This window comes from Shewanella sp. 10N.7, from assembly GCF_020806285.1.
Lineage (GTDB): Bacteria > Pseudomonadota > Gammaproteobacteria > Enterobacterales > Shewanellaceae > Shewanella > Shewanella electrodiphila.
The window spans coordinates 55,944-69,693 of sequence record NZ_JAJGZS010000004.1 but is presented as its reverse complement, the minus strand read 5'-3'; the positions used below and the strand labels follow the sequence as shown (position 1 = coordinate 69,693).

The following is a 13,750-nucleotide window of genomic DNA, read 5'->3' as shown; positions in this document are numbered from 1 at the left end:
ATGGAAGATACTCATAAAGGCATAATTGCTTGGTTTGCCCGTAACAGCGTTGCGGCAAACTTATTAATGATCATTATTTTATTAGGCGGCTTGTTAACGGCTAATACGATTCGTAAACAATTTTTTCCCGCAGTTGAAATCAACTGGATTGAATTCAGTGCTGTATATCCAGGCGCTGCTCCGCAAGAAGTAGAAGAAGGCATTACCGTAAAAATTGAACAGGCACTTGAAACCGTTCAGGGATTACAACGCGTCATCACCTACTCTAATCGAAATCAAGCTAATGGCTACTTTCGAATTGAAGATTCTTATGATCCGCAAATCGTACTTGATGAAGTTAAATCTGAAATTGGTTCAGTATCTACCTTCCCTGCGGGAATGGAGTTTCCAAAAGTAGAACGTATCAAGATTCGTCAAGAAGTCATGTACTTAAGTCTTTATGGAGATTTGTCACAGCGACAACTTAAAGATCTAGGTGAAAAAATCCATAAAGAAATCATGCAGCTGCCTAACGTTAACATTGCAGACTTCTATGGTGGGTTAAATTATGAAATTAGTGTTGAAGTCAGTAAAGATAGATTACGTGAGTTTGGGCTTAATTTTAATGATGTTGCTGAAGCAGTTCGAGGTTATTCTCGCAACATGTCTGCGGGTCAAATTAAAGCAGAAAATGGATATATTAACTTACGTGTAGAAAACCAAGCTTATGTCGGTTATGAATTCGAAGATTTGCCCTTACTCACTTTAGATGATGGGACAAACCTCTTATTAGGCGATGTTGCGACTGTCAATGACGGCTTTGAAGAAGGGATTCAGTATTCTAAATTCAATGGCCAAAATGCAGTGACTTTCTTTGTCGGTGCGGCTAAAAATCAGAGTATCACCGATGTCGCTGATACCATGAAAGCCTACATTGCCAAGAAGCAGGCCTTACTACCAGAAGGAGTCACGCTAGAGCCATGGGTAGATATGACCTACTATCTTGATGGTCGCCTTGATTTAATGCTAGACAGCATGAAAACAGGAGCTGTGTTGGTCTTTTTCATGCTGGCATTATTTTTACGTGTACGTTTAGCTTTTTGGGTGATGATGGGCTTACCCGTCTGTTTCCTCGGTACCTTATTATTCATGCCGATGGCGTTTATTGATGTAACCATTAACGTAATTAGCTTATTCGCGTTTATTTTAGTACTGGGTATTGTCGTTGATGACGCCATTGTAATGGGTGAAAGTGCCCATACTGAGTGCCAAGAAAATGGTCAGAATATTGATAGCGTGATCCGTGGTGTAAAGCGTGTCGCAATGCCGGCAACATTTGGTGTATTAACCACCATAGCCGCATTCTTGCCAATCACTCTTGATGATGGTCCTTCTTCTGCCTTTGGTCAGGCAATCGGTTTTGTAGTGATACTCTGTTTACTGTTCTCATTAGTAGAATCTAAACTGATCCTCCCTTCTCATTTAGCCCACATGAATAAACCTAAGGTTGTTCAACCAGGCTCTAAAAATCCTTTAGATTGGTTACGAAATGGGGTTAATTTTGTTCAGGGTAAAATTGAGAAGAATTTAACCCTATTTATCAGTAATATCTACAAACCAAGTCTTACATTAGCCGTTAAATACCGCTATGCGGTTATTTCAACCTTTATTATGCTCATTGTGATTTGTGCTGCGTTATATATTAGTGGTTTAGTCCGCTTTATTGGGCAACCTAAAATCCCTCACGATTTTCCAAGGATCAGCTTGGAAATGAATGTTGATGCTGCAGAGACTGCAACACTTGATGCAGCGCATTCTATCGAAGCTGCATTAAGACAAGTTGAAACTGAGCTTGAAGATAAATACGGGCAAGGCATGATTGCTGAATTACAAGTTGAATTACAAGGTCGTACTCGTGCTGAAGTAAGAACCAAACTTGTTGACCCAGAATTAAGGCCGATTAATACCTTTGAAGTCGCTGAAATGTGGCGTCAAGCAATGCCGAAAATACCCGGCGTTAAGTCTTTTGAAGTTCAAGATAGCTTGTTTGGTGGTGGACGCGATGATGGTGATATTAGCTTTAGATTAGAAGGCAACGATGACGTACAGCTGATCGCCGCTTCTCAAGCACTAAAAGATAAGCTTAATACCTTAAAAGGGGTTAGTGACGTTAATGACAGCCGTCAGTCTTCAGCGAAAGAAGTGCAGTTTAACTTAAAACCATTAGCACATAGTCTTGGGCTAACCCTGGCGAATATTGCTTCGCAGGTAGGTAATAGTTTTTACGGTCTTGAAGCACAACGTATCATTCGTAATGGTGAAGAAATTAAAGTAATGCTTCGCTACCCTGAAGCACAACGAAACTCCATCGCCTTGGTACAAGAGGTATTAATTAAAACACCTCAAGGTGCAGAACTTCCCTTATCTGAAGTCGCTAACATTGAAGTAGTACAAGGGGTTAATAGTATTCGCCGCGAAAACGGTAATCGTACTATTAATGTATGGGCATCTGTAGATGCTGAGCAAGCTGAGCCGTTTAAACTTGCAAAAGATATTCGTGATAACTTCATGCCAGAACTATTAACCAAATATCCACGGGTTAAGAGTGAAGTGTCAGGCAATATTCAAGAGCAATTGGACAGTGCTGACACGCAACTACGAGATTTTATAATCTCAATGTTAGTGATTTACAGTTTACTTGCTATCCCGCTTAAATCTTACGTACAGCCATTTATGATTATGTCTGTGATCCCATTCGGTGTTATTGGTTCGATGTTAGGCCATATCATTTTAGGTATAGATTTAAGTGCCCTTTCTGTATTCGGTATTATTGCAGCTGCGGGTGTGGTGGTGAATGACTCTCTGGTCATGGTCGATTACGTTAATAACTCTCGTAAGCGAGGTATACCGTTAAATGAAGCGGTTATTAATGCGGGTTGTCGTCGATTTAGAGCGATCATGTTGACTTCGTTAACTACATTTATTGGTTTGATGCCGATTATGACAGAAACCAGTATGCAAGCGCAGATGGTAATTCCTATGGCTGTATCACTAGCCTTTGGTGTTTTGTTTGCAACAGTTGTGACGCTTTGTTTAATCCCTTGTCTTTATATTGCCATTGAAGATATGCGCGTTATTGCTCAAAGAATTTGGAGATTATATGTTCCGGAACCAGCCGAAACAAATTCAGGCTTAGAGCAACAACCTAGTCATCGTGCTAGTTAGATAACTCAGTATGTATTAATCGGTTTATCGTTAAACGATTACCTTAATTAAAAAAGCGAAACGTAAGTTTCGCTTTTTTTGTAATAGCTCATAAATTTAGTATCGATGCCTAGACGTTTTGTTAAATCAGCTACAACTACAAAAGAATGTCATATAGTGACGCTATGATGAGAATGAACATAACAATAATTAGTAAGGATCAATTGTGTCAAAGATTCCCTTAGTTTCGAAATTCATATTTACATTAGGCAGTATTATATTATCGATATCTGTCACAGCTACCGATATACAACAGCCGCTTAATGATGCTTCAGAATCTACACAAGAGCACGTATTGTTGATATCAATTGATGGTTACCGCTATGACTATAATGAACTACACCAACCACAACATATCAAAGAGTTTGCCAACAATGCTGCCACCGTTAAGCAGTTTGTGCCCTCCTTTCCAACAGTCACTTTCCCGAATCATTTGACACTCGTTACCGGCCTGTATCCTGCGAATCACGGCATTATTTCAAACCGTTTTTATAATCCTCAATTAGAACGTGATTATGCGATGAACATTAGTGAAGCCGTAACGGATGGTCAATTTTATCAAGGTGTACCGTTATGGTCATTAGCGCGTCAGCAAGGGTTAAAGTCTGCTACTTATTTTTGGCCTGGTTCAGAAGCTGAAATAGCGGGTTTTAGACCGAATTACTGGCTCAAATATGATGGAAGTACTCCTAATGAAGAAAGAGTCCAGCAAGTGATAGACTGGTTTTCGTTACCTGAAGATGAACGACCACAATTCGTGACATTATACTTTTCAGATGTTGATAGCGCAGGACATCACCATGGTCCAGAAGCATCACAAACGCGAGATGCAGTACTATATATAGACACTATGATCGGTAATTTGCTTACTGAATTAAAAGATTTACCTTTTGAAGTTAACGTGATTATCACTTCAGATCATGGTATGGCAAAAGTGGATGAATTTGATCGGGTATATACAGATCAGTTAATCGCCAATAATCAAAAACTAATTAAAAAGTTTATTTTTAACAATGACGCGGCATTTTCGTTAGTCACAGCAACGGGTAAAGATAAACAACAGGATCTCAAGCAACTTAAAGAGTTGGTTTCTCAGGTTGAAGGACTCGAGTTTTACTTACAAGCAGATGTGCCAAGCCACCTGCACTTTACCGGTAATACTTCAATTGGGGATGCTGTCATTGTGAGTAATAATTACTATATTACTAGTACTGATGCTAAACCAGGCGTTATCGGCAAGCATGGTTATGATCCTGAAGTAATCACAGATATGAATACCGTACTCTATGCTCAAGGGCCAATGTTTAAACAAGGCGCTACGATACAACAAGCTAAAAACATTCACCTGTACCCTCTCATCGCTCATATTTTAGGTTTAACAGTAACAGAAAAGATTGATGGTGAATTGTCAGTATTAAGTCCGCTTTTAAAACATTAAAACAACTAAATGGATAAAACCAATCTAAAGCCTTTTATGACGAGTTAACTGAGTAAGCTAAACGGTTAAATTGGTTTGTTACCGCATTGAAAGCGTAAATGTAAGAGAACATTATGAATCACATGATTGCTGAGGCAAAACGCCTTCGTGGTAACCTGTTTTCTTAGGTAAAGAGATGCACAAACTAGATATAAAATTATTGATAACGGGTGAATAGCCTATCAGGTACGTTTTGTGTAAAAAATCAATTATACAAATCCAACTTAAAAGGCCAATTGCCAAATTCAATTGGCCTTTGTTGTACTGAATGTCACTAACTTTTCTCGGCCGCCATGATTTGTTGATATAACTTGTCTTTCATCTCAACGCGATGTTGCTTTAAGTCATGAATAGAATCATCAGATATGGGTGAATCTTTTAATTCTAATTCACGAATTTGTTTGTCCAACTTATCGTATTGCTGTAATACAGTTGCAAATTCAGCATCAGATTTATTTAGCGCTGCAATGGTGTCTAAGTGATCAGGAAATTCATTTCGAAGAGAGTGATTTTCACCTAACATATAAGCCTCATTTATTTATCTTAATATTACATGTTCATTGGTTCTATTTTCGAGTTTTGAAGGTAACGATTTTCAACTTTAAATCTCATATAAAATGTAGAGCACTTAGCATAAAATACAAGCATATTTTCTCAATATAGAATTTCTGACACAAAATAAGTGCTCAAAAAACATTCAACCCTTTATAAATACAAGGTGTTTGATCTAATCTATTCAAAACTTTGAATAAAAGTATTGAATCACTGCTAAAATATATGCCTATAAAAAAGAGTACGAATCGAATTCAATATGACATCTAAAGCACAACCCCAATTTGGCAAAGTCACTATTATTGGTAATGCCAATGGTGATTGGCAAGCTGCTACTCACGGTTATACCATTATATTTAATGGCACTATTGCTAGTGGCGATAACATTATCAATATTTGTAATGGTCCTTATGCAGGTTCAACTGAAGATTTTGTCGTTACTGGACCTCATAGTGATTGGTTAACAACCAATTTATCAATAGTCGCTCGCGAATTAGAATTGAAGCTCAAATGCTGGCCTTCATCTGGGTTAGTCAGTTTTGTGTTATTTAGTCGATTAAACTGTGATTTAGCACTTGAAAGAATGTCATTACTACCTAGCCTTAAACGCAGTGAAGATATGTCGTTAAAACAACATTTACCCTGTGTTGTTCATAATTGGCTTGGTGAACGTAGGATTGCAATAGAAGTACATCAACAAAGTAATGCACAACAAGCTATGTGGCCTGCTCTATTATTAAATGAAACGGCAGCACAGAAAACTGATTTCCAGGATCAAAAATCTAGCAGTGTTACACAAGTTATACCTATAACTGATTCTATTCTGCATCAAATACATGACCCATATCAGTTAATGATTGAGTTAACGTTACAAAATCAAAGCTCCCATGCTGCCCTCAATAATTTACGATATCTTAACCAACTTCCGCAGTCTGCTTGGTTGGCAGTAGTGACACAACAAAAACTGCTTGATGTCGAACAAGTGTTTTTCGACCAATACCCTGAAAAATTAACAGGCTTTTGGTATTTATCTGATAATGAAGCTTCAACATGGTTAGATAAAATTCGTTTTAATTTAGCACTGTGTCAGCAACATTTATCTGACTATCAGTAGATTTAATATTTTACTTTAGCAATACCCTTTTCTTAGCTTATCAACACCAAAGCATTATTTATCATTGCCTATTTCTCTGCTAATACTATTCATACAAGGATTTGTTATCAAATAGTACTAATAGAAGGAATAGTTGATGAAATGGCTTCCAGCAATATCAATCGTCTCGATAAGCTTAATTACACTAGTCACCCCATTTAAAGATGCTCAGGCAAAACAACCAAAATTGATTTTACAAATCACTGTAGATCAACTCAGGGGGGATTTATTGCAACGTTATCAGCAGCATTTCTCTGACGATGGCTTTGAATATTTAATCAATGAAGGGATTTATTACAAAGAAGCTCATCATCAACATGCGATTACTGAAACGGTTGTAGGGCATACTACGCTAGCCACAGGAGCACATCCTTCAACACACGGCATGGTGAGTAATTTATGGTTTGATAAGCAAATGCAGCAACCAATTTACAATGTACAAGATGAACAACACCCACTTTTAAGTGCAAATGCTGCTGTCGATGCAAAAAATGAAATCGATCCCACACAAAAAGCCAGTAAAGTTGAAGGCCGTTCACCCAAAAATATTATGGCGACCACGTTTAGTGATGAGCTTACTGCCAGTAACAATGGCCAATCTAAAGTCTTTGCAGTATCAGTTAAGGACCGCGGAGCTATCACATTAGCAGGTCATACTGGAAAAGCATTTTGGTTTTCTAAATCAGCCGGTGAATTTGTTAGTAGCGATTATTATTACAAACAATATCCACAATGGGTAACAAACTGGAATAAAGCGAATCCAATATCGACATATGCCAACACCCAATGGCAATTATCAAAACCTGCTCAGCAATATTTATTCGGTGATAATCAGAATCACGATTGGAAAACAAAATTACCGGGTTACGGAATTACATTCCCACATGAATTTGGCCCTAGTGATAACCCCTACTTTAGTACTTTTTTAACCGTAAGCCCTATCGGTGATGAAATGACTGCTGATTTCGCTAAAACAGTCATTACTAACAATAATCTTGGTAACAATAGTCATGATAGCCAAATTGTGACTGATTATTTATCGATAAGCTTTTCATCAACCGATTATGTTGGCCATATCTTTGGCCCATCCAGCTTAGAAGCAGAAGATAATCTACTTAGACTCGATAGGACATTGGCCTCTTTATTTGGTTTTATTGATGACAACATTGGTTTAGAAAACACACTGATCGTGTTATCAGCTGATCATGGTGCTCCTGAGGCGCCGGGATACTTAACGCAATTTGGTATCAAAGCTAAACATTTCGACTTAGCAAGTTTAGAAAAAAATGCTGCCATTCAGTCTTTAAAAAGCAAATGGAAAATTACAGGAGATTTGTTTGTTAATGCATGGCAACCTTATATTAATTTGGATCATGACAAGCTAGCTGAACAAAAAGTGCCATTAGCGGAAGCAACAACACAAGTCGCTAATGTACTCAATAGTGTTTCAGGTATTCATCGAGCATATAGCTTTAATCATTTATTAAATGGCAATGTGCCTAACGATGAAATTACTCAAAAAGTGCAAAACAGTTTTTACCCTAGCCGCTCAGGAGATATTTACTTAGTTTTTGAGCCAAATGTATTTGTGGCAGATTTTGACGGTCTCAATGTTGCCTCTGTACATGGTTCTCCGTGGCGCTATGACACCCATGTACCTATTATATTTGCTGGCATGAAACTTAAAGGACAAACTATAAACAGGCCTGTTGCAACTGTCGACTTAGCACCGACACTCAGTGCATTGATGAATATCAACGCTCCTTCAAGTGCTGTCGGATACCCACTAAAAGAGGTTTTGGTAAAGTAGCGACAAGCTTCTCAACGTAAATCCACCTCAATTTATAGATGTTGGTGTAAAGGCTGCTGTAGGCAGCCTTTCTCATTATAAAAATGATTAACTCATAGTGAGATTGAATTTTACAAATAGTCACAGGTTTGGTGTTGGTGATTTGTTAATTAGACCTTAAGATAGGGTTAATTAATCTTAGGTACAGTTTTAATATGAAATTCAATCAGCTAGTTGTTTTTATTTGTTTAGTCATCATTTTTGTTATACATCAAACTCACTCTGTCGCTGCTGATTATGTTGGTGTTGAACAATGTGTTGACTGCCACCAGCAACAATATTCAGACTGGCAAGCTTCTCATCACGATATGTCCATGCGCCATGCTAGTGAAGATTCCGTTCTCGGTGATTTTGATAATCAAACGCTTCAAGAAAACAATCAATCACACAGGTTTTATCGTAAAAACACTCAATATTGGGTCAATACCAAAGGACCTGACGGTAAAAGCCATGACTATGAAATTAGCTATACATTTGGCTATGAGCCATTACAACAATATATGGTTAAATTTCCGGATGGTAGAGTGCAACTTATTCCACTAGCTTGGGATAGCAGAGATAAAAGCCAAGGTGGCCAACGTTGGTTTAATCTTTATCCTGACATGGATGTACATGATGAGTTTTTTTGGACTAATAATGGCCAAAACTGGAACTATATGTGCGCAGATTGCCACTCTACAAACATCGACAAAAACTATGATAGTAAAACAAACACCTATAACACCACTTGGTCTGAAATTAACGTTGGCTGCGAGGCGTGTCATGGAGCGGCAAGCGAGCACATCATATGGGCTCAAACTCCTAATAATACGAATCCCTTAATTGGCTTTGATCGCAACTTGAAGCCTAAAGTTGGCTCTTGGGAATTTACGAAAGGACAAAAAATACTTCAACCTAAACAACTGACAGACTCCGATCAGTTAGATACTTGTGCCCAATGTCATAGTAGAAGAGCACAACTCAATAACAGTCATGATCCTATTAAAGGTGATTTTTTCGATAAATATAATCTAAATGCAATCACACCAAGTTTATATTATCCCGACGGACAAATTTACGAGGAAGTCTTTGTCATGGGGTCTTTCAAGCAATCTAAAATGCACGCTGCTGGCGTTGTATGTAGCGATTGTCATAACCCGCACAGTACTAAACTTAAAGCGCCAATTGAATCAATTTGTTTTCAATGCCATTTACCTAGCGAATATACTTCAGCCAAACATAGTCAACACCAAGATGGAACTGAAGCTGCTCAATGTGTAACCTGCCACATGCCAAAAACAACCTATATGGAAGTAGACCCTAGAGCAGATCATAGTTTTCAAATTCCTAGACCCGATATTAGTGAAAAAATCGGCACACCAAACGTATGTACCTCTTGTCACAATGAAAAATCTAATCAATGGGCTGTTAATGCCCTTGAAAAGCAATTTCCAGACTCCAGTTATCAAAACAGTGACAGTTTTTCGTTAGCATTCGCACAAGCATCTGCCGGTGTGCAAACAAGTGGAGATAAGCTTTCATATATTGCTCAAAACCACCTAGAATCCAACATTATTCGGGCTTCGGCGCTTAGTAGAATGGATAGATTCCCAAGCCAAAATACTATGGTCGCAGTGATGAGAGGTATAAAGCATAAAGACCCTCAAATAAGATTAGGTGCATTAACCGGTTCTGCTCCTTATCCGTTTAATGACCGCTGGCAAATAGTCAGTCCATTACTCAGTGATCCTGTATATGCTGTCAGAACTGAAACTGCCAGCACTTTGGTGAGTGAATGGCAAAATATGAATGATGATCAAAGAGCACTATTGACCCCTGCTTTGAATGAATATATTGAAATTCAACAATTCAATTCTGACCGAGGTTTCGGATTGATGAATCTCGGTAATATTCACAACGCTAAAGGCAACATAATGCAAGCAGAAAAACTTTACTTAAAAGCCATCGAGATAGAACCAATATTTGCAACAAGCTATGCAAACCTTGCAGACTTATACCGTCAACTTGGTGATGATGAGAAATCATTAGCCACCTTAAAAAAAGGGATTGCGAATCAACCAAAGGCAGCATTGTTAAGGTACAGCGCTGGCTTAAATCTTTACAGACAGCAACAACTAACAGGTGCGATTGATTATTTTGAGCAAGCAACTGAGATTGAAGCGACTAACCCACAATACTGGTATGTACTAGGTCTTGCGCAAGAAAAAGTCAGTGTTACCCAAGCAATGAAGTCGCTTACCAAGGCTTATGAAGTTGGTGGTAATCCTCAACATCTATATGCGCTTTGTGAGTTTAAAATTAGGCATCGAGATCCAACGACACAAGCTTGTATCAATCAACTTGCTAAGATAGTCCCCCCGCAAGTTGTACAACAATTGATAGGACAATAATTGATAAGACAATCATTCTTTAAATAATGGCTTCCTCTCTATGTGAACGAGTTAAGAAGCAATTATATGAATGCATATTGAGTATTTGAGTGTTGCAATATATTCGTAGCAAAATCGAAAGCATTGCTGAGTGTAATTCATCGTTATAACTGTATTTCCAACTAAAGTTGGCGTTATTAATCCACCATCTCACTATAATATTGAGTACTACTTTATTTAAAAGTTAAAGATGAATTTTACGCTAAGGGATAAATTGAATATGGATATTACTTCTATACGGTGTATCACATTAGTTGTGGCTATATTGTCAATATCATCTTGTTTAGCAGAACAAGTCAAAATTTGTCCAACAAACCAACACCAATTAGACTGGTCTGGTGGCGGTGCTTACCCTAAAATTTTAAGCCACAACGATAAAGTTTACTTAATATCGGATGTTTCAGGGATCTGGAATGCAGGTTATGCTGAAGCTGAATGGCAACAAACTAATTCAGGTCTTGCTAACCTGAGTGTATCGAATATTGTCTTTTCTACATCTCAACCACTCATTGGTTACGCAACAACAAAATCAGGTATTTCTAAAACCATTGATGGTGGTGAAACATGGCAAGATCTCAACAACCTCCCCGATAACGTAAATTTCAAACGATGGGAAACGTTCAATAACATCGCTATCGATGAGTCAATGCCAACTGAATTCATTTTTGGTGACAGAAAAGGCAATATCTATCGTTATGAATCTGAACATGCTCAACTACTGATCACAACCCCATCAGAAGAAGTAATTTCAAGTCTTATTGTTAGTAATCAAGGTACTATAGTGGCAGGCACATCAACTAGCCGTTATATTTTTCGTCAGCTAAACAATCAATGGCAACTGACGAAACAACATCCGAGTACGACACTGGATCTCACAGTAGCTGGATTAAATGACCAGCAATCTCTATTTGCTACCAGCAACAATCAGGTATTAATTTCTGTTGATGACGGTGTGCAATGGGAGTCTCTTAATCTTGAAGCACACATCTCTGATACGAGTGTGGCACATAGACTCGCGGTCAAGAGTAATAGCTTAGGAGAGTTCAGTCTTATAGTTGCTTGGTATGAAGAATGGAAGTCTGGGATCTTGGTCAGCCATGATTCAGGGAAAACCTGGCAAAACAGTTTAAAAGAAATTAATTATTCAAATACAAACCCAACCCGAAGTTGGAACCATAACGATATCAGTAAAATCATGTCGGTAAACTTTGATTACAAAGATGAAAACATACTCTACTTCACGACTTATTGGGGCATATGGAGGAGTATTGATGCTGGCGAGACTTGGACTGAAAATTTCAAAACTGGCGCCTCTAACACTGTGGGTTCAGGTATTGCTATTACTGAAAATGGTGATGTTGTTACCGCTTCAATGGACGTTGGCCTGATCCGGTACCCAACAAATGGACAACCCACGTCACTTTTACCAATCGCTACAGACCAATATTTTGATAACGATATGGCGGGACATTTCTGGAATGTTATTGTTCAATCTAAAAAAATAATCGCCACCAGCAGCGCCTGGCAATCTGAAGCAAACCAAATTGTCATCAGCGAAGATAGTGGCGTGACTTGGCAGCGTGTCAGTCAGGGACTTCCTTCTTATTATTCTACAGACTGGCCTATTTGGAGCAAAGGTTATGCTAGAGCTTTAATCGCTGATAAAAATGATCCAAACAAGTTCTATTTAGGCATTGATGGCCATGGTTTATATATTTCAACGAATGGAGGATATGAATGGCAGCGCTCGCTTACTAAGCCTCCAAGTAAACGAATTTATAATGCTTTAGATCAAGATAAATTAAACAATATTTTATACTGGGGTACAGCATCCAATGGGGTTTATAGTACCAACAATGAAGGTGAGACATGGGTTCATACTGGTCTTAAAAAGAAGTATGTATATGACCTTGTAGTTAGTCAGGATGGCGCTGTTTATGCTGGTTCTGCTAATTCTGAACAGGACGGACATGGAGCTGCTGTCTTCAAAAAGCAAAATCCAGAAAGTGAATGGGAACTGGTTAAAGACTTTAACGTCGTAGGTGCTGTTGATGCCATGGTAGTCGATCCACTTAATCCAGAACGAATTGTCGTGAGTTTAACCAATTGGATTCACAAAAACGAAGGTGAATTACATATCAGTAATGATGCTGGTATCAATTGGCAAAAAATTAATGCTGATGTCGGAATTGGTATTGCTGATTTAGTCTTTTCAACTTGTTCTCAGCAATTATTTGTAGCTGGATATTCCCAAGGGATCAGCCAAATAGATATAAGTGATTATTCAGCTATCCAGGATTTAAACGTTAACATTAACAATTTTTATAAATTACAAGATAGTTGGGCTTGGACTTATTACGAAGATGAACAAGCCAGATCCGTATGGAAAAGTGATGCTGCTATAAGCTGGAAAGTTACCGTAGAAAACACTAAAGATATTGCGATCAATTTTGAATCGATAAATAAACCTGGAGAAAGAAAACTACCTGACAACTACCCTGGCTTTATAATAGAAGTTATCGTAAATGGTGAGTCAAAGGCTCAGTTAACTGTGCCCGCCTCAGACACAGAGTGGCAACAATCGTCAATTCTAATTCCTATAGACACTACAGGTGAAAAAATCATACAGCTTAAATGGTTAAATAATATATCTAGCCCTGCAACTGACACCAATTGGGGCTTACGCAAGATTTCGATGAATCAGTAAGTTAAACACTATCAATCCAAAAATGCGCTAATCTAGAAAGAGTAATAGCTCAACAAAATTTATTGAGTGTTTTTTGTGATAAAAAAATCATGTCAAGCCTGCAGTATATGTAAACCTCAAGTCGTTATGGAGTCATACAGATTGTTTCCATTAGCAAATTGTAACGTCATTTCCGTTTGCGTTTTTCTTAAGTCACTTTTCATTATGTAACATCCGCATTTCCATTTTTCGGAATTCAAATTGCAAAAAATGAAATAGCCCTACGTAATAACTGCTCAACATCAAACTTTTATCAAAAATTATGCTCAGTTGAAACTGTCCTTAATTAGCATTAATTGAT

Annotated in this window: 7 protein-coding genes; 6 read left to right on the top strand and 1 reads right to left on the bottom strand. The window is 38.0% G+C overall.

The window, feature by feature from the left end:
- The gene (locus LMH66_RS03955; protein WP_229368625.1) at positions 1 to 3,204 is read left to right on the top strand and encodes an efflux RND transporter permease subunit; all 3,204 of its coding nucleotides are present in this window, start codon (positions 1 to 3) and stop codon (positions 3,202 to 3,204) included.
- A 205-nt stretch (positions 3,205 to 3,409) separates the two neighbouring features.
- On the top strand, positions 3,410 to 4,681 hold the full coding sequence (locus tag LMH66_RS03950) for an ectonucleotide pyrophosphatase/phosphodiesterase (RefSeq protein WP_229368624.1): 1,272 nt from the start codon (positions 3,410 to 3,412) through the stop codon (positions 4,679 to 4,681).
- A 313-nt stretch (positions 4,682 to 4,994) separates the two neighbouring features.
- Here the strand turns inward: LMH66_RS03950 and LMH66_RS03945 are convergent, their stop codons facing one another.
- A complete protein-coding gene (locus LMH66_RS03945; protein ID WP_102527273.1) occupies positions 4,995 to 5,243 on the bottom strand; it encodes a YdcH family protein in 249 nt (82 codons plus the stop codon).
- Positions 5,244 to 5,531: 288 nt separating this feature from the next.
- On the opposite strand from LMH66_RS03945, the gene LMH66_RS03940 reads away from it, so the two are divergent.
- The 4 genes from LMH66_RS03940 to LMH66_RS03925 all read left to right on the top strand — a co-directional run bounded on the left by LMH66_RS03940 (position 5,532) and on the right by LMH66_RS03925 (position 13,410).
- Positions 5,532 to 6,386 (top strand): hypothetical protein, encoded by an 855-nt coding sequence (locus LMH66_RS03940; protein ID WP_229368623.1) that lies wholly within the window; start codon positions 5,532 to 5,534, stop codon positions 6,384 to 6,386.
- Positions 6,387 to 6,522: 136 nt separating this feature from the next.
- The gene (locus tag LMH66_RS03935; RefSeq protein WP_229368622.1) at positions 6,523 to 8,235 is read left to right on the top strand and encodes an alkaline phosphatase family protein; all 1,713 of its coding nucleotides are present in this window, start codon (positions 6,523 to 6,525) and stop codon (positions 8,233 to 8,235) included.
- A gap of 194 nt (positions 8,236 to 8,429) precedes the next feature.
- Positions 8,430 to 10,664, top strand: coding sequence for a multiheme c-type cytochrome (locus tag LMH66_RS03930; RefSeq protein WP_229368621.1), 2,235 nt, complete (start codon positions 8,430 to 8,432; stop codon positions 10,662 to 10,664).
- A 259-nt stretch (positions 10,665 to 10,923) separates the two neighbouring features.
- Positions 10,924 to 13,410, top strand: a complete 2,487-nt coding sequence (locus LMH66_RS03925; protein ID WP_229368620.1) for a sialidase family protein — start codon at positions 10,924 to 10,926, stop codon at positions 13,408 to 13,410.
- The last annotated feature ends 340 nt before the right edge of the window (positions 13,411 to 13,750 follow it).

Coding starts and splice junctions, on each gene's coding strand:
- LMH66_RS03945 (WP_102527273.1), bottom strand. CDS start 5,243: ATGTTAGGTGAAAATCACTCTCTTCGAAATGAATTTCCTGATCACTTA.
- LMH66_RS03925 (WP_229368620.1), top strand. CDS start 10,924: ATGGATATTACTTCTATACGGTGTATCACATTAGTTGTGGCTATATTG.
- LMH66_RS03940 (WP_229368623.1), top strand. CDS start 5,532: ATGACATCTAAAGCACAACCCCAATTTGGCAAAGTCACTATTATTGGT.
- LMH66_RS03935 (WP_229368622.1), top strand. CDS start 6,523: ATGAAATGGCTTCCAGCAATATCAATCGTCTCGATAAGCTTAATTACA.
- LMH66_RS03955 (WP_229368625.1), top strand. CDS start 1: ATGGAAGATACTCATAAAGGCATAATTGCTTGGTTTGCCCGTAACAGC.
- LMH66_RS03930 (WP_229368621.1), top strand. CDS start 8,430: ATGAAATTCAATCAGCTAGTTGTTTTTATTTGTTTAGTCATCATTTTT.